Source organism: Jiangella alkaliphila, from assembly GCF_900105925.1.
Classification (GTDB): domain Bacteria; phylum Actinomycetota; class Actinomycetes; order Jiangellales; family Jiangellaceae; genus Jiangella; species Jiangella alkaliphila.
In genome coordinates, this window is the sequence record NZ_LT629791.1 from 1,773,591 (window position 1) to 1,789,349 (window position 15,759).

Here is a 15,759-nt window from a genome sequence, read left to right on the forward strand (position 1 = left end):
CGACCCCGCGGAGGTAACCGGACGTGTCCGTGGAGCGCATGCTGCCCACGCCCGAGGCCGAAGACCTGATCGGCCTGGTTCGCGATATCGCCGAGCGCGAGCTGAGGCCTCGCGCCTCGGCTGCGGAGGAGGCGGGCGAGTACCCGCGCGACCTCGTCCGCATGCTCGGCCGCATCGGCCTGCTCGGCCTGCCGTACGAAGAGACGTACGGCGGCGGCGCACAGCCGTACGAGGTGTACCTGCAGGTCCTGGAGGAGCTGGCCGAGCGCTGGGCCACCGTGGCGCTCACCGTCAGCGTCCACTCGCTGTCCTGCTGGCCGCTGGCCACGCACGGCACGATCGAGCAGCGCAAGCGCTGGCTGCCCGACCTCATCGGCGGCGACCTGCTGGGCGCGTACTGCCTGTCCGAGCCGCAGGCCGGCTCCGACGCGGCGGCCATCACCACGCGGGCGGTCCGCGACGGCGACGGCTACGTGCTCACCGGCACCAAGGCGTGGATCACCCACGGCGGCATCGCCGACTTCTACACGGTCTTCGCCCGCACCTCCGACGACGGCTCGCACGGCATCTCGTGCTTCCTGGTGCCGGGCGACGCGCCGGGGCTGTCGTGCGGCGCGCCGGAGAAGAAGATGGGGATGACCGCGTCGCCCACCACGATCCTCAACCTCGACGGCGTCCGGGTGCCGCTCGAGCGGCGCATCGGCCGCGAGGGCGACGGCTTCGGCATGGCGCTGGAGGCGCTGAACTCCGGCCGGCTGGGCGTCGCCGCCATCGCGACCGGCCTGGGCGAGGCGGCGCTGACGGCGGCGGTCGAGTACGCCCGCGAGCGCGAGCAGTTCGGGCAGCCGATCATCGACCACCAGGGCCTCGGCTTCCTGCTCGCCGACATGGCGGCCGCGGTCGAGAGCGCCCGCGCCCTCTACATCGTCGCGGCCCGCCGCCGCGACGCGTCGCTGCCGTTCCGGCACCAGGCCAGCGTGGCCAAGCTGGTAGGGACAGACAACGCGATGCAGGTGACGACCGACGCCGTCCAGGTGCTCGGCGGCGCCGGCTACACCCGCGACCACCCGGTCGAGCGGTACTTCCGCGAGGCGAAGGTCATGCAGATCTTCGAGGGTACGAACCAGATCCAGCGGCTGGTCATCTCGCGCATCCTCCGGTCGTCCGGGTGAGGATGGTCGAGCGGCGCAACGCGACGTTCCAGCAGTGGCAGGCGCTGCTGACCAACCGGGCCAAGCGCCAGTCCAGCGGCGAGCTGCTGGTCCAGGGCGTGCGGCCGATCTCGCTGGCCGCCGCGGCCGGGGTGCCGTTCGTCTCGCTGCTGTTCGACGGCCGGCCGCGGCCCTCGTCGTGGGCGGCAGAGTTGTTGGCGTCGGGCGTGGCGCCGGTCGTGCGGGTGGCGCCGGAGCTGCTGGCCGAGCTCGGCGAGCGCTCCGACGGCGCGCCCGAGCTGCTCGCCGTCGTCCGCCGCCCTCTGGACGACTCGGTGGACCGGCTGCCGGTGGCGCCGGACGCCCTGGTCGTGGTGTTCGACCGGCCGGTCAGCCCCGGCAACGTGGGGTCGCTGGTGCGGTCGGCCGACGCGCTCGGCGCACACGCGGTGGTGGTGACGGGGCACGCGGCGGACCCGTGGGACCCGCAGGCCGTTCGGGCCAGCACCGGCTCGGTCTTCACCATCCCGGTGCTGCGGCTGCCCGGGCCCGCGCCGGTCCTGGACTGGGCCGCCGGCCGGGCGACGGTCGTCGGCACCGACGAGTCGGGCACGGTCGACCTGGCGGAGGCGCCGCTGGCCGGCCCCGCCGTCGTCGTGATTGGCAACGAGACCACCGGCATGAGCCGCGCCTGGCGCGACGGCTGCGATGTCGTCGCCCGCATCCCCATGACCGGCGGCGCCAGCTCGCTCAACGCGGCCGCCGCCGGCGCCGTCGTCCTCTACGAAGCGCTCCGCCAACGTTCGTAGTTATCCTTTCATCGACGCCGCGCCTACTAAAGTCTATAGACTTAAAGTTAAGTAGATCGGTGGCCGATGAAAGGATAACGGCGATGGCTTCCTGGGAATCTGCGCACTGGGAATCCCAGCTCCAGTCCGGTGTGCCCAGGGCCGCGCAGCGTGCGGGGTCGTACCGGCGTTACGTTCCCGATGCCATCGACGGTCTTGCCCTTGCTGTGCGGGGCGATCTCTCCAGGGAGGTCACCCGAGTCGAGCGTGACATCCGCACGCTCAACGGCTCCGATGCCGACGGGCTGGCGGGCATCGCTCGGTTCTTGCTCCGATCCGAGGCGATCGCCAGCTCTCGGATCGAGGGCATCGCATCCTCACTGCAACAGGTGGCACTGGCCGAGTTGGGCCAGTCCGAAGCGGTGCGGGGCGTGAGCGAGCAGGCGCGCCAAGTCGCTGACAACATGACCGTCGTTCGCCGGTCCACGACCGAACTGGTTCAGGCTGACCAGCTGACCGTCGAAGGCATCGTGGATCTGCACGCCTCGCTGCTGCCCGACCAGCCGCAGCTCCACGGCCTGCGCACTGTCCAGAACTGGATCGGCGGGTCGGACTGGAATCCGATCCGAGCCGACTTCGTGCCGCCGGCACCCGAGCGGGTGCCGGAGCTGATGGCCGACCTCGTCGACTATCTCAACGGCGCCGCGCACGCGCCGCTGATCCAAGCAGCTGTGGTGCACGCACAGTTCGAGACGATCCACCCGTTCGTCGACGGCAACGGGCGCGTCGGCCGGGCACTGATCCACACCGTTCTCGCGCGTCGTGGAGCGACCCAGCGGGCTGTGCTGCCGGTCAGCCTGGTCCTCGCTACCTTGCGCGACCGATACATCGCCGGTCTCGGCGCGTATCGGCACCAGGCGGCCGCCGGAACGCCCGACGCCAGCGTCGCGGTCAACGAGTGGCTGGAGATGTTCGTCGAGGCATCGGCCATCGCCGTCGAGCAGTCTTCGTTGCTGCGAGACCGGGTCAACGAGCTGGGGATCGCGTGGGCGGCCCGGCTGTCGGCTTATCGGAGGGCGGCTGGTGTGCGGGCGACTCCGCGAGCCGACTCGGCCGTCGCGCGCCTGCTCGGGCAACTGTCGGAGGCACCGGTGGTGACCGCGACGACTCTCACGAGGATCCTGGACGTCTCGTTCCCAGCGGCGACCGCGGCGCTGGAGGAGCTGCGACAGGCCGGGATCCTGCACACGAAGGCCATCGAGCGAGGTGCGACCGCCTACATCGCCCGCGAGGTGCTTGATCTCATCGCGGTCGCCGAGCGCACCTTGGCCAGCACGAGGTTCGACACTCGGGTGGCGGCGCCGAACCGGCCGGCGCCGGCTCTTCCGGGCGCCTGACGCGCTCTCCGGGACAGCGCTGGAAGGATCAGACCGCCACGTGCCCCCGCTCGGCAACGGGCTCAGCGGCCGCCGTCGTAGCTGAGGGTCAGCCGGCCCTCGGCCCAGCGCGCCGGGGTGGCGGTCAGCACGCCGAGCAGCGCGATGACCACGCCGGCCATCTCGGCCGCCTCTTCGACGGCCATCGCCAGGTGCCGCCAGAGATAGCGGGCGCCGGCGTCGGTGAGCAGGACGTTCACGACCTCCATGCCGAGCGCGCCGGCGATCGACGTGGCGAGGCCGGCGGCGATGACGCGCCTGGGCCGGGACGGGATGGCCCGAACGCGGGGACCAGCACGACCAGCGAGGCCAGCAGGATCGCGGCCGCCGGAATCGTCCAGCCGAGCCGCGCCAGCAGCGAGCCGGTCTCGAACACGGCCGCGGCCCAGTCGGCGCCGCGCTCGTGCAACGAGACGATCTCGTCGAGCGAGAGCAGCGCGAAGATGACGGCCAGCACCAGCCAGCCCCGTGCGGCCGGGCTGGTCCGGGGGTCGGCCCCGGCCAGCCGGGCGGCGACGACGGCGGCCAGGCAACAGGTCACCAGCAGCGCCGAGGTCCATCAGCTCGCCAGCGAGCGCTCGTGGGCCCCGTTCAGCAGGGCCAGCACGTCGGCCAGGACGCGCCCGTCCGGACGGGCGATGCTGCGCACGGCGACGGAGACCACGTGCAGGGCCATGACGGCCGCGCAGACCAGCAACAGGACCTTGCCGATCGCGTACCGGATGTCGTCCCGGTCGAGCGAGGGAGCGACGATCCGGCGGCGGCCGGCAGGGTCGGTCATGAACGCACCGTAACAGGACGGTGAACGGAAAGAGCCGAGGCCGGTCGACACGACCGGCCCCGGCTCTCCGGGACAGCGCTGGAAGGATCAGACCGCGACGGGCTCCCGCTCGGCCTCGGTCTCGTCGGTGGTCGCCTCCGGCGCGGGGGCGGCCGGCTGGAACCGGCGGAACAGGGCCACCCCGACCACCGCGAAGCCGAACAGCGCGGCGGCGCTGATGCTGGCGACCGTGGTGAGGCCGGTCATGAACGCCTCGCGAGCGGCCTCCAGCAGCGGGCCGGCCACGTCGCCGGGGAGCTGCGCGGCGGACACGGCGGCACCGGCCATCGAGTCCTGGGCGGCGGCGGCCGCCTCGGCCGGGGTGCCGGCGGGGACCGTCAGCTCGGAGCGGTAGACCACGGTGCCCAGGCTGCCCAGCGTCGCGATGCCCAGAGCGATGCCGAACTCGGCGCTGGTCTCGGAGACCGCCGCCGCGGAGCCGGCCTTCTCAGGCGGTGCGGAGCCGATGACGATGTTCGTCGTCAGGGAGGCGCCCGGGCCCATGCCCACGTTGGCGATGATGATGCCGACGATCATCAGTCCGAGGCCGCCGGTGGCGCCGACCTGCGTCATCAGGAGCAGCCCGACGGCCGAGAACGCCATCCCGCCGCCGATCACCCAGCCGACGCCGAACTTCTGGCTCAGCGCGGGGCCGTACATCGTGCCACCGATCATCGCGACGGCCGGCGGGACCATCCAGAGCCCGGCCTCCAGCGCCGACAGGCCGGCGACCAGCTGCAGGTACTGGGCGACGAAGAGGAAGATGCCGCCCATCGCGAAGCCGCTGACGGAGAAGATGCCCAGCGCCGAGGTGAACCGCTTGTTCTGGAACAGCCGCAGGTCCAGCAGCGGCTCGGGCAGCCGCAGCTGCCGGCGGGCGAACGTGACGCCCACGGCCAGGCCGACGGCCACGGCGCCCAGCGCCACCGTGCTCACGCCGTCCTTCGCCAGTTCCTTCAGGCCGTAGATGACCGGCAGGATCGCGCCGAGCGACAGGCCCACGCTGACCAGGTCGAGCCGGCCGGCGCCGGGGTTGCGGTGCTCGGGCAGCAGGATCGGGGCGGTCGCCAGCAGCAGCACCATCACCGGCACGCCGAGCAGGAACACCGCGCCCCACCAGAACGCCTCCAGCAGCACCCCGCCGATGGCCGGGCCGAGCGCCATGCCGCCCATGAAGCAGCTCATCCAGACCGAGATCGCGACGCCGCGCTGCTTCGGGTCCTTGAACATGTTGCTGATCAGTCCCAGTGTCGACGGCATCAGCGTCGCGCCGGCGATGCCCAGCACCGTGCGGGTCGCGATCAGCATCTCCGCGCTGCTGGACCAGGCCGCCAGGGCGGAGGCCGCGGCGAACGCGACGGCGCCGATCATCAGCAGCTTCCGCCGGCCGATCCGGTCGCCCAGGGTGCCCATGGTGATGAGGAAGCCGGCCACCATGAAGCCGTAGATGTCGGTGATCCACAGCAGCTGGCTGCTGGTCGGGTGCAGGTCGGCGGCCAGGTGCGGCACCGCCAGGTGGAGCACGCTCATGTCGAGTGCGAGCAGCAGGGTGGGCAGGGCCAGCACGGCCAGGCCGATCCACTCGCGCTTGCCGGCTCGCTCGGTGGGAGCCGATGTGTCGATGGTCGTCACGGTGATCCCTCTCTCAGGTCCTTCTCGATCGCGCTGTCACCCGGTACGTCGCGGTCGCGGAACGGATTTCGACATCGATCCGTGGCGACCTGATGTGACCTGGGTCACATCGAAATCGTGAGAGGGTGAACCCGTGAAGTACCTGATGCTGATCTACAACACCCCGGCCGCCGGACCCGACCTCGATGCGCAGGCCCGCCTGCAAGGGCACATGACGCTGTTCAAGGAGCTCGACGCGACGAAAACGGTGCTCAGCTCGGCCGCGCTCGACGAAGGGTCGGCCGTGCGGACGGTGCGGTTGTCGTCCGCGGGCGGCGCGCCCGCCATCACCGACGGCCCGTTCATCGAGGCCAAGGAGCTGCTGGCCGGCTACTACCTGGTCGACTGCGAGACGTTCGACGAGGCGGCGGCCATCGCGGCCCGCATCCCGTGCGGCGCCGGCGGCGCGGTCGAGATCCGCCCGGTCAACGAGGCCGTCACCGACACCGTCCGCGGCGAGGCGCCCTACCGCATCTGACGGCGGTAGCCGAAGGTCTGGTGCCGGGCGGTGAAGCCCAGCGACCGGTACAGCGCGGCCGCGGCCAGGTTCTCGGCGTCGTGGTTGACGCTGACGGTGGACAGGCCGCGGTCGCGCATGAGCCGCAGCCCGTGCGCCATGACGGCCTTGGCCAGGCCCAGCCTGCGGAATGCGGCGTGCGTGCCGACGGGCTCGAAGTGCCCGGCGCCGTTGCGCTCGTCGAACCAGATGACGGTGAACGCGGCGACGCGGCCGTCGGGCGACTCGGCGACGAGCTCGCGCGCCGGGTCGTAGCCGGGCTTGTCCATGACCTGCGTCCGGTACTGGTCGCCCGTCCAGTCGTCGCCGAACGCGGAGTTGCGGGCGGCCGCCAGGTCGTCGGCGTCGTCCGGGCCGGCCGGCCTGACGGTGAACCCGTCAGGCAGCACCACCGGCGGGAGCGGGCCGGCGCCGTCGAGCTCGCGCTCCTGCACGTCGTCCCAGACGCGGAAGCGCTCGAACCCGAGCTCCTCGAGCAGCCGGATGCGGACCGCGTCGCAGTCGAACACGTCGGTGAGCACGTACGGCGCGGCCGGGTCCATGGCGGCCGCGGTCGCCGCGGCGGCGTCGGCGAGCATCGTCCGCTCACCGCCGGTGCCCCGCCACTCGGGCGCGGTGAACACGTCGAACGCCTCGTCGAACCGGAGCGTGACGGCCAGCCCGGCCGTCGCGCCGGCGTCGTCGGCCCAGACGTGGACCAGCTCGCCCACCGGCCGGCGGCCGCGCAGGTTCTCGTAGATGCGGTGCGGCAGCTCGCCGATGTGGTCATAGCCGCATCGGCCGGCGGCGGCGATCCAGCCGGCCACGGTCCGCTGCAGCATGGGCAGGTCGGCGTCGGTGTACGGCCGCCGGTGCGGAACGGACGAGGGGCGGGTCACCATCCGGTCACCCGCCCCTCGTCGTTCGATCGTGCCGCTACGCGATCGTGCCGCGGCGGTAGCGGTACAGCAGCGCCGCGCCGGCCATCAGGGCCACGCCCAGCGTCACCAGCAGGCCAGTGCTGCTGGCGCCGGTGTCGGGCAGGTCGTCGTCAGAGGTCGGCGACGGCGACGGCGTCGGGTCCTCGGTCGGCTCCTGCGTCGGCGTCGGGCTCTCGGACGGCTCGTCCGTAGGCTCCTCCGTCGGCTCGTCCGTGGGCTCGTCGGTCGGGTCCTCGGTGGGCTCGTCCGTTGGGTCCTCGGTCGGCGTCGGCGTGGGAGACGGCTCCTCGCAGTCGATCGGCGCGACCAGGTCGATGCCCTTGTGCACGAGGTCCTGCGGCGGCACCCCGTCGGCCCGGCTGGAGTGGATGACGTCGACCGGCACCCGGCCGCACTCCATGGGACCGTCGTCGACGGCGTGCTTGTCCGGCAGCGACACGACGCCCGGGCCCTCGGCCCACGCGCCCTCGATGTTCACCGGCGCGTACGGGTGCTCCGCGAGGTTCTCGGTGCCCAGGAACGTCAGCGTGGTGCGGCCGGCGTCGTTGTTGTGGGCGATGATGAACGACTCGATCTCGTCGGAGTACTGCCAGTCGGCCGAGAACGCGTTGGCGACCGAGAAGCGGCGGTTGTTCTCCGGCGTGCTGGCCTGCCAGCCCTCGGCCGTGAACACCTCGGTGCCGGTGGCGAACGTCGGGTCGGACGAGCGCCACGCGAACTGGCCGGCGCCGTTGCTCGCCAGCGCACCGGCACCGGTGGTGTCGGTGAAGATCAGGTAGAACTGCCCGTCGAGGTAGACCGCGCTGGGCTGTCCGGCGCCGTAGTCGTTGCCGGTGTCCTGCTGGCCGGCCGGCGCGATGATCGGCGCCGAGACCATGCGCTCCCAGGTGAAGCCGTCGGCGCTGCGAGCGACGCCGATGGTGGTGGCGCCGTCGTTCACCGCCGCGCCGTAGTACATGTAGTAGGTGCCGTCGACCTTGACGATGGACGGGTCGCAGGTGTGCTGCCCGTCGAAGCTGCCGTCGCCGCGGCCCTCGAACACGATCAGCGGGTCGCCGCCGCCGGGAGCGGTGAACGGCCCGTTCAGGTTGGCCGACTCGGCGTACAGGATGTCGTCGCCGGGCACGGCGCCCTGCGGGTCCTGCGCGCAGTACCACATGCGGTAGACGCCGTTCTCGGCGATGATCGTCGGTGCGTATTCATAGGCCGCGTCGCCGCCGGTCAGCGGTGCGGAGTTGGGTCGCGGGTTCTCAGTGGTGAGCGGTACGTCCTGGGCGTTCGCCGAGCCCGCCGCAGCGAGCATGAGGGCAGCGCCGGAGGCCGCGGCCGCGAGTGCGAAGACACTGCGCGTACGTATGGTGTGGTGCCTCATCCAGTTCCCAATGTTCATGTGCCCGCGCGCAGCACCCTAACAAACCGCGTTGCGAGTAGTCGCACAGGTGGGATTACTGGAGGTCGTTCCAGGTGATGCGGAATGGCTGGGTGGTGTCGGGCTCGGCGCTGGTGCCGCCAAGGATGGCCAGCTCGTCCGGTTTGTGCGGCAGCACGGTGTCGACGTAGTCGCGCGCGGCCTCCTCGAGCCCGACGTCGCGGCCGAGGTTCTCGGACAGGTACCAGCGGTGCTCGAGCACCTCGTGGTAGATCTCCGGCCCCTCCAGCTTGCCGCGCAATTCCCGCGGGATGGCCCGCAGCACCGGCTCGTAGCCGTCGAGCACCCAGGCGTTGGCGACGATCTCCTCGTCCTCGCCCTGCTGCTCGGTGACGGCGGCGTAGGTGTCGAGGTCGTTGAGCAGCCGGCGGGCCTGGTTCTCCTGCGCGTCGATGCCGGTGAGCCGCAGCAGCCGGCGCGAGTGGTGCCCGGGGTCGACGACCTTCGGCTGGACCCGGATCGTGCGCCCGCCGATGTCGGTGACGATGTCGAGCTCGTCGACGTCGAAGCCGAGCTCGTTGAGGCGGTCGACGCGGCGGGCGATGCGCCAGCGCTCGTTGACGTCGAAGGCCTCCCACTCGGTCAGCTCGGTCCACAACGCTTCGTACCGCTCGACCACCTGGTCGCTGACGGCGATGGGGTCGACGCTTTCGTCGAGCTGGCCGGCCGCCATCAGGTCCATCATCTCGCCGGCGATGTTCGTGCGGGCGGTGTCGAGGTCGTGCGCGCGCTGGCCGTCGCTCAGGCCGTTGTGCAGCTCACCGGTCTCGGCGTCGACGAGGTACGCGGCGAACGCGCCGGCGTCGCGGCGGAACAGCGTGTTGGACAGCGAGCAGTCGCCCCAGTAGAAGCCGGTGAGGTGCAGCCGGGCGATCAGCACGACCAGCGCGTCGATGAGGCGGTCGACGGTGTCGCGGCGCATCATGCGGGCGAACAGCGCGCGGTACGGCAGCGAGAACTGCAGGTGCCGGGTGACGAGGACGGAGTCGAGCGACTCGCCGTCGGGCGCCTCGCGGCCACTGACGACGCCGACGGCCTGGACCGCCGGGACGTCGAGCCGGGCGAGGTCGCGCAGCATCTGGTACTCGCGGTCGGCGAACGGCTTGACGATCTCTTTCAGCGCGTAGACGTTGCGGCCGAGCCTGGTGAAGCGGACGACGTGCCGCGAGATGCCGCGGGGGAGCGCGACGAGGTACCACTCGGGCCACTGCTCCAGGGGCATGTCCCAGGGCAGGTCGAGGAGCGCCTGCTGCTCGCGCGGTGCGGCGAGGATCCGAAGCTCCATGGAGACATTGTCCCGCACGGAGCCCCGGACCCTCGCCGCGGCGTTCAGCGGTGGATCAGGGCTCGAGCCGCTCGCCGGTCTTGACCGAGAAGAAGTGCTCGCTGCCCGGGCGGACGGTGAAGTTGATCTTCTCGCCCTTCTGCGGCGCGTTGCGCGGCTCGACCCGCGCGATGATCTGGTCGCTGCGCAGGCGGTCGGCCTGCTCTTCGGCGGCCGGGCCGGCCGGGCGGCCGTACACGTACGCGTCCGAGCCGAGCTCCTCGACGACGTCGACGAGCACTGGGATGCCGCCCTTCTCCTCGGCCGACGCCGGGGTGAGCGACTCGGGCCGGAAGCCCAGGACGACGGTGTCGGAGCCTTCCGCCGCCAGCTTCGAGGAGATGGACGCCGGGACGGCGACGTCGGCGTTGCCGAGCGTGGCGCGGCCGTCCTTGACGTCGAACGTCGCGATGTTCATGGCCGGCGAGCCGATGAACCCGGCGACGAACACGTTCGACGGCTTGTCGTACAGGCCCAGCGGGCTGTCGACCTGCTGGAGCAGGCCGGCGTTGAGCACGGCGACGCGGTCGCCCATGGTCATGGCCTCGACCTGGTCGTGCGTGACGTAGACCGTCGTGATGCCCAGCCGGCGCTGCAGCGAGGCGATCTGCGTGCGGGTCGAGACGCGCAGCTTGGCGTCGAGGTTCGACAGCGGCTCGTCCATGAGGAACACCTGCGGCTCGCGGACGATGGCCCGGCCCATGGCGACACGCTGCCGCTGGCCACCGGAAAGCGCCTTCGGCTTGCGGTCGAGGTACTCGCTGAGGTCGAGCAGCTTGGCGGCGTCGCCGACCCGGCGGCGGATCTCGTCCTTCGACACACCGGCGATCTTCAGCGCGAAGCCCATGTTGTCGGCGACGGACATGTGCGGGTACAGCGCGTAGTTCTGGAACACCATCGCGATGTCGCGGTCCTTGGGCGGCATGTGGGTGACGTCGCGGTCGCCGATGCGGATGGCGCCGCCGTCGACCTCTTCGAGGCCGGCCAGCATGCGAAGGCTGGTGGACTTGCCGCAACCGGAGGGACCGACGAGAACGAGGAACTCCCCGTCCTCGATGGCGAGATCGAGAGCGTCGACCGCCGGCTTGTCGGTTCCCGGGTAGATCCGGGTTGCCTTGTCGAACGTGACCGTAGCCATCGTTTGCTTCCCTTCACCGGCAGGTACGTGCCGGACGATCCGTAGTGAAGTGGACGGGTATTCAGTTGACCCCGCGTTACTGGCAGGTTGCGGGTGTTACGAGACACTATAGGTCGACGTGGGCCACGTCACCCACGCGTGACGTAGGTCACGCCGGTGACATGAGTTTTCTCGGCCCGGGCATGGCTCCAGGCACGGTCACCCTGGCTCGACGTCTCGCACCGACGATGTCGAGGAAGCCTCCGGCCCCCTCTCTTCGCCGGTCTGCCCGTCCCGTCGATGGGCACTGGCGGGCGCTGGCCGGGGTGGCCCGCGCGGTACCGTCCGTCCATGACGGTGCGGCTCAGCGACGTCGCCCTCCACGCCGGGGTCAGCGAGGCGACGGTCAGCCGGGTGCTCAACGCCAAGCCGGGCGTGGCGGCCCAGACGCGGCAGGCGGTGCTGGCGGCGCTCGACGTCCTGGGCTACGAGCGGCCGAGCCGGCTGCGCTCCACCAGCGCCGGGCTCATCGGGCTGATCGTGCCCGAGCTGGAGAACCCCGTCTTCCCGGCGTTCGTGCAGGTCATCGAGACCATCCTGGCGCAGCGCGAGTACACGCCGCTGCTGTGCACCCAGACGCCCGGAGGCGTGTCCGAGGACGAGTACGTCGAGATGCTGGTCGACCGCGGCGTCGCCGGCATCCTCTTCGTCTCCGGGCTGCACGCCGACAGCACGGCCAGCCCGGAGCGCTACCACCGGCTGCGCGAGCTGGGGCTGCCGATCGTCCTGGTCAACGGGTACGTGCCTGACCTGGGCGTGCCGTTCGTGTCGACCGACGACGTCGCCGCGGCCGAGTTGGCGGTGCAGCACCTGGCGTCGCTCGGACACCGGCGCATCGGCCTGGCCATCGGGCCGCGCCGGTTCGTCCCGGCGGCCCGGAAGATCGAAGGGTTCGCCCGTGCGCTGCGCGCCGTCCCGGGGGCGCCTGACCCGGCCGGCCTGGTGGCGACGTCGTTCTTCACCGTCGAGGGCGGCCGGGCGTGCGCGGAGCAGCTGCTCGACGCCGGCTGCACGGCCATCGTCTGCGGCTCGGACCTGATGGCGCTCGGCGCGGTCCGGGCGGTGCGGCAGCGCGGGCTGACGGTGCCCGGCGACGTCTCGGTCATCGGGTACGACGACTCGCCGCTCATCCCGTTCACCGACCCGCCGCTGACCACCGTCCGGCAGGCCGTCCCGGCGATGGCGGCCGCGGCCGTCCAGGCACTGCTGGAGCAGATCGCCGGCGTGCCCGCAGACCGGTCGGAACTGCTGTTCACACCCGAGCTGGTGGTGCGTGGATCGACCGGCGCGGCCCCGTCTGAGGTGGACAATCCGGGGTAAACCACGCCTGACTGTTCAGAAGCCTTTCGGGATCGTCGCGAACGCCGTACGGTTCAAAGGCACCAGGAGTACTCCGCGCCGGCGAGGAGGCCCCCGATGCGCATCTCTGACATCATCCGGACCAAGGGCAAGGCCGTCGTGACGGTGCCCCCAGACGTCGACGTCCGCACCTTGCTCAACGTCCTGGCCGAGAATCGCATCGGCGCCGTCGTGGTCTCACCCGACGGCAGCACGATCGACGGCATCGTCTCCGAGCGCGACGTCGTCCGTGCGCTGGCCGACCGTGGCGCCGCCGTGCTCTCCGAGCCGGTCTCGGCGATCATGACGGCCGAGGTCCAAACGTGCGCGCCGCACCAGCACATCGACGAGCTGGCCGCCGCCATGACGCTGGGTCGGTTCCGGCACATGCCGGTGGTCGGCGAGAGCGGGCTCGACGGCATCGTCAGCATCGGCGACGTCGTCAAGATCCGCATCACCGAACTCGAGGTCGAGCGCGACTCCCTCTCGTCCTACATTCGCACCGCCGCCACCTGACGACAATTCCGGCGGTGCGCCGGCCGAGCCGTCGTTGGACCCATTCGGGCATCCACCGATCGGCCGATCTTTCCTGACGTTTTCCGGCAAACCGGTCAGCGTGTTCCCAGGTCCGGGCGCGTCGACATGCACGACAAGTCGATTTCTGAAAGGCTTTTACACGTCTAGAAGCCTTTGCCCAGGAACTTGTCCGCGAGATTGTCATGCGTTGTGAAAGTCGCGCATTCTCGGACGTGGCGGTTTTCGAGCCGCCACTTCCGATTGTGGGGACCGCCTGAAATCAAACCCGCAGTCGGAATGGTCACATGCCCTCGTGACCGAAGTCGGAGGGCCCGGTGCTCCCTCCTGGGGTGCCGGGTCCTTCGCGATCATCGCGGCGGGCGGCAGTGGACAATGGAACCCTGATGCCGACACCGCGCCGCGCCTGGACCATCTGGGCCGTCGGTGTATCCGCGTACATCGTCGCGGTCATGCACCGCACGACGTTCGGCGTGGCGGGGCTCGACGCGGCCGACCGGTTCGACGTCTCGGCCGGAGTGCTCGCCTCGTTCGTCGTGCTGCAGCTGGTGGTCTACGCCGGCCTGCAGATCCCGATCGGCCTGCTGCTCGACCGCGTCGGCGGGCGGCGGCTGGTCATCGCCGGCGCGCTGCTCATGGCGGCAGGGCAGGCCGTCCTGGCGGTCGCCGGGTCGGTGCCGCTGGCCGCGACCGGTCGCGTGCTGGTCGGCATGGGCGACGCGCTGACGTTCGTGAGCGTGCTGCGCATCGTCTCGGCCTGGTTCCCACCCGGCCGGGTGCCGGTGATGACGCAGCTCACCGGCCTGGTCGGGCAGGCGGGGCAGGTGCTGTCGGCGGTGCCGTTCGTCGCCGTCCTGCACGCCTACGGCTGGCGCACGGCGTTCGGCTCGGCGGCCGCGACCGGTGTGCTGGTGTGCGTCCTGGCCGTCGTGGCGCTGCGCGACTCGCCGTCGGCACGGGCCCAACAGCTGGGTGACGGCTCCGGCCGCCACCTCGGCGCCGACCTCGTCAAGGCGTGGCGGCACCCGGGCACCCGGCTGGGGCTGTGGACGCACTTCACGACCCAGTTCTCCGGCACGGTGTTCGCGCTGATGTGGGGGTTCCCGTTCCTCGTGTCCGGCGAGGACGTCTCGGAGGGGGCGGCCGGCGCGCTGCTGACGCTCACCGTCGTCGCGGGCGTGGTCGCCGGGCCGGGCATCGGCGTCATGGTGCAGCGGCACCCGCTGCGGCGGTCGTGGCTGGTGCTCGGGATCGTGTTCGCCAACGCGGCCGCCTGGACCGCCGTCCTGCTGCTGCCAGGGCGGGCGCCCGGCTGGCTGCTGGTGCTGCTGGTGCTGTCGATGGCGCTGAGCGGCCCCGGCTCGATGATCGGCTTCGACTTCGCCCGCACGTTCAACCCGCCGAACCGCCTGGGCACCGCCACCGGCATCGTCAACGTCGGCGGGTTCGTGGCGTCGCTGCTGACGATCCTCGCCATCGGCCTGGTCCTCGACGCGCGCACCGGCGGCTCGTCGACATCGCAGTACGAGCTGGACGACTTCCGGGTGGCGATGTGCGTGCAGTACGTGATGTGGACGATCGGGCTGGTCGGCATCCTGCGCTCGCGCCGGGCAGCACGCCGCCGCATGGCCGCCGCCGGTGTCGTCGTCCCGCCGATCCGCGACGTCATCGCCGCGCGTCGCCGGCGCCGCCGCCCGAGATGATCACGTTCACTACGAAATCTCGTGTCGCACTACGCCTGTATTCGTGGTGACGCTCGGGTGATCGTGGTGATGGCCGCGGTCAGACCACGTCGCCGGGCGACTCGCCGGGCTTGAGCAGCCGGCAGTACTTCACCTTGCCGTCGAACTCGGCCGCTGTGGCGAACTCCTCGAAGTAGAAGTCGACCCGGTCGCGCGGGCTGTCGCCACCGCCGACGACGACCTGCAGCTCTGGCCGCGGCAAGCCGACGCGGTCGAGTTGCACGCGATGCCGCGACTCTCCGACGCTCTCCGAGCGCCCGTCGGCGAACTCCACGACTCGGCCGGCGCCTCGCGCACCGCGCCAGTCGCGCATCGTATCGAGCGCCTCGCGCAGCTCGGACTGGGTTGCGAGTGACTGTGCCAGCGCACCGTCAGCGGTCACCACCGCCGCCTCGAACGGCACCGTCCGGGCGACATCGACGACCGTGCGCGCCGGCTGCGTGACGAGGACTGCGCGCACCGTCGCGAACTCCTCGTCGGTGAGCCGTCCGGCGTGGTGGTGGACGCCGGCCTCGAGCCGCGGCGCATGCCGGTCACGGCGCGAGACGTGCACCGTCGACAGGTCCGCGCCCCAGGTCGGCAGCCCGCGCCACACGGCCGCGGACACATGGCTCAGGACGGCCGGCACCGTGAGCTGCAGCATGACCGCCTGGCAGAGCGCGAGGTGGCGTTGCCGGTCGTCGAGCGTGTTCCACAGAGTCGTCTCGACATAGGCGCCGCGACAGATCGCGGTCCAGGCACCTGTCGCACGGCGGCGCGCGATCTCATTGTCGTCGTACCCGGCGGCCAGCGCCTGGGGACGAACGACGACCCCGTGCTGCCGGGCGGCAAGTGCTCGCAATGCTTCGTCCATGCCCGAGACGGTTCCTGATGCGGCCACGGTCACGCCAGGCCGTCATCGCGAAATGTGGA

16 protein-coding genes are annotated in these 15,759 nt (G+C 71.3%); 7 read left to right on the top strand and 9 right to left on the bottom strand.

The window, feature by feature from the left end:
- Positions 1 to 23 precede the first annotated feature (23 nt).
- The 3 genes from BLV05_RS08365 (at position 24) to BLV05_RS08375 (ending at position 3,336) form a co-directional block, all read left to right on the top strand.
- Positions 24 to 1,172 carry an acyl-CoA dehydrogenase family protein gene (locus BLV05_RS08365; protein ID WP_082155607.1) on the top strand — a complete coding sequence of 383 codons (1,149 nt, stop codon included), beginning with the start codon at positions 24 to 26 and terminating at the stop codon, positions 1,170 to 1,172.
- 2 nt (positions 1,173 to 1,174) lie between these two features.
- Entirely contained in the window at positions 1,175 to 1,960 is a 786-nt protein-coding gene (locus BLV05_RS08370; RefSeq protein WP_046771192.1) for a TrmH family RNA methyltransferase, read from the top strand.
- A gap of 83 nt (positions 1,961 to 2,043) precedes the next feature.
- Positions 2,044 to 3,336 (top strand): Fic family protein, encoded by a 1,293-nt coding sequence (locus BLV05_RS08375; protein WP_046771191.1) that lies wholly within the window; start codon positions 2,044 to 2,046, stop codon positions 3,334 to 3,336.
- A gap of 62 nt (positions 3,337 to 3,398) precedes the next feature.
- Here BLV05_RS08375 and BLV05_RS08380 read toward each other — a convergent pair whose 3' ends face one another.
- The 4 genes from BLV05_RS08380 to BLV05_RS08395 form a co-directional block, all read right to left on the bottom strand.
- Positions 3,399 to 3,575 carry a hypothetical protein gene (locus BLV05_RS08380; protein ID WP_157524222.1) on the bottom strand — a complete coding sequence of 59 codons (177 nt, stop codon included), beginning with the start codon at positions 3,573 to 3,575 and terminating at the stop codon, positions 3,399 to 3,401.
- Positions 3,572 to 3,916: a hypothetical protein gene (locus BLV05_RS08385; protein ID WP_046771189.1), complete on the bottom strand. Its 345-nt coding sequence runs from the start codon at positions 3,914 to 3,916 to the stop codon at positions 3,572 to 3,574. Before BLV05_RS08385 ends, BLV05_RS08380 begins: the two co-directional genes overlap by 4 nt.
- A gap of 18 nt (positions 3,917 to 3,934) precedes the next feature.
- Positions 3,935 to 4,156, bottom strand: a complete 222-nt coding sequence (locus BLV05_RS08390; protein ID WP_046771188.1) for a hypothetical protein — start codon at positions 4,154 to 4,156, stop codon at positions 3,935 to 3,937.
- 87 nt (positions 4,157 to 4,243) lie between these two features.
- Positions 4,244 to 5,833, bottom strand: coding sequence for an MFS transporter (locus tag BLV05_RS08395; protein ID WP_407717046.1), 1,590 nt, complete (start codon positions 5,831 to 5,833; stop codon positions 4,244 to 4,246).
- 127 nt (positions 5,834 to 5,960) lie between these two features.
- Between BLV05_RS08395 and BLV05_RS08400 the strand changes: the two genes are divergently transcribed.
- Positions 5,961 to 6,344 carry a YciI family protein gene (locus BLV05_RS08400; protein ID WP_046771187.1) on the top strand — a complete coding sequence of 128 codons (384 nt, stop codon included), beginning with the start codon at positions 5,961 to 5,963 and terminating at the stop codon, positions 6,342 to 6,344.
- Here the strand turns inward: BLV05_RS08400 and BLV05_RS08405 are convergent.
- The 4 genes from BLV05_RS08405 to BLV05_RS08420 form a co-directional block, all read right to left on the bottom strand.
- Positions 6,332 to 7,264 (bottom strand): GNAT family N-acetyltransferase, encoded by a 933-nt coding sequence (locus tag BLV05_RS08405; protein WP_052762878.1) that lies wholly within the window; start codon positions 7,262 to 7,264, stop codon positions 6,332 to 6,334. The genes BLV05_RS08400 and BLV05_RS08405 overlap by 13 nt on opposite strands.
- Positions 7,265 to 7,298: 34 nt before the next feature.
- Positions 7,299 to 8,606, bottom strand: a complete 1,308-nt coding sequence (locus tag BLV05_RS08410; protein ID WP_052762877.1) for an LPXTG cell wall anchor domain-containing protein — start codon at positions 8,604 to 8,606, stop codon at positions 7,299 to 7,301.
- Positions 8,607 to 8,748: 142 nt separating this feature from the next.
- Positions 8,749 to 10,017 (bottom strand): DUF4032 domain-containing protein, encoded by a 1,269-nt coding sequence (locus tag BLV05_RS08415; RefSeq protein WP_046771186.1) that lies wholly within the window; start codon positions 10,015 to 10,017, stop codon positions 8,749 to 8,751.
- 55 nt (positions 10,018 to 10,072) lie between these two features.
- Complete coding sequence (locus BLV05_RS08420) at positions 10,073 to 11,194, bottom strand: ABC transporter ATP-binding protein (protein ID WP_046771185.1); 1,122 nt, start codon at positions 11,192 to 11,194, stop codon at positions 10,073 to 10,075.
- A 330-nt stretch (positions 11,195 to 11,524) separates the two neighbouring features.
- Between BLV05_RS08420 and BLV05_RS08425 the strand changes: the two genes are divergently transcribed.
- The 3 genes from BLV05_RS08425 (at position 11,525) to BLV05_RS08435 (ending at position 14,808) form a co-directional block, all read left to right on the top strand.
- Complete coding sequence (locus BLV05_RS08425; protein WP_052762876.1) at positions 11,525 to 12,553, top strand: LacI family DNA-binding transcriptional regulator; 1,029 nt, start codon at positions 11,525 to 11,527, stop codon at positions 12,551 to 12,553.
- Between the two features lie 96 nt (positions 12,554 to 12,649).
- The gene (locus BLV05_RS08430; protein ID WP_046771183.1) at positions 12,650 to 13,087 is read left to right on the top strand and encodes a CBS domain-containing protein; all 438 of its coding nucleotides are present in this window, start codon (positions 12,650 to 12,652) and stop codon (positions 13,085 to 13,087) included.
- Positions 13,088 to 13,491: 404 nt separating this feature from the next.
- Entirely contained in the window at positions 13,492 to 14,808 is a 1,317-nt protein-coding gene (locus tag BLV05_RS08435) for an MFS transporter (protein WP_046771182.1), read from the top strand.
- Between the two features lie 79 nt (positions 14,809 to 14,887).
- On the opposite strand, the gene BLV05_RS08440 is transcribed toward BLV05_RS08435, so the two are convergent.
- Positions 14,888 to 15,700, bottom strand: a complete 813-nt coding sequence (locus tag BLV05_RS08440; protein WP_046771265.1) for a type IV toxin-antitoxin system AbiEi family antitoxin domain-containing protein — start codon at positions 15,698 to 15,700, stop codon at positions 14,888 to 14,890.
- Positions 15,701 to 15,759: the final 59 nt, after the last annotated feature.

Bases quoted from the DNA above. Each gene is read 5' to 3' on its own strand.
- BLV05_RS08435 (WP_046771182.1), top strand. From the start codon at position 13,492: ATGCCGACACCGCGCCGCGCCTGGACCATCTGGGCCGTCGGTGTATCC.
- BLV05_RS08440 (WP_046771265.1), bottom strand. From the start codon at position 15,700: ATGGACGAAGCATTGCGAGCACTTGCCGCCCGGCAGCACGGGGTCGTC.
- BLV05_RS08425 (WP_052762876.1), top strand. From the start codon at position 11,525: ATGACGGTGCGGCTCAGCGACGTCGCCCTCCACGCCGGGGTCAGCGAG.
- BLV05_RS08420 (WP_046771185.1), bottom strand. From the start codon at position 11,194: ATGGCTACGGTCACGTTCGACAAGGCAACCCGGATCTACCCGGGAACC.
- BLV05_RS08405 (WP_052762878.1), bottom strand. From the start codon at position 7,264: ATGGTGACCCGCCCCTCGTCCGTTCCGCACCGGCGGCCGTACACCGAC.
- BLV05_RS08390 (WP_046771188.1), bottom strand. From the start codon at position 4,156: ATGACCGACCCTGCCGGCCGCCGCCGGATCGTCGCTCCCTCGCTCGAC.
- BLV05_RS08410 (WP_052762877.1), bottom strand. From the start codon at position 8,606: ATGCTCGCTGCGGCGGGCTCGGCGAACGCCCAGGACGTACCGCTCACC.
- BLV05_RS08370 (WP_046771192.1), top strand. From the start codon at position 1,175: ATGGTCGAGCGGCGCAACGCGACGTTCCAGCAGTGGCAGGCGCTGCTG.
- BLV05_RS08430 (WP_046771183.1), top strand. From the start codon at position 12,650: ATGCGCATCTCTGACATCATCCGGACCAAGGGCAAGGCCGTCGTGACG.
- BLV05_RS08415 (WP_046771186.1), bottom strand. From the start codon at position 10,017: ATGGAGCTTCGGATCCTCGCCGCACCGCGCGAGCAGCAGGCGCTCCTC.
- BLV05_RS08375 (WP_046771191.1), top strand. From the start codon at position 2,044: ATGGCTTCCTGGGAATCTGCGCACTGGGAATCCCAGCTCCAGTCCGGT.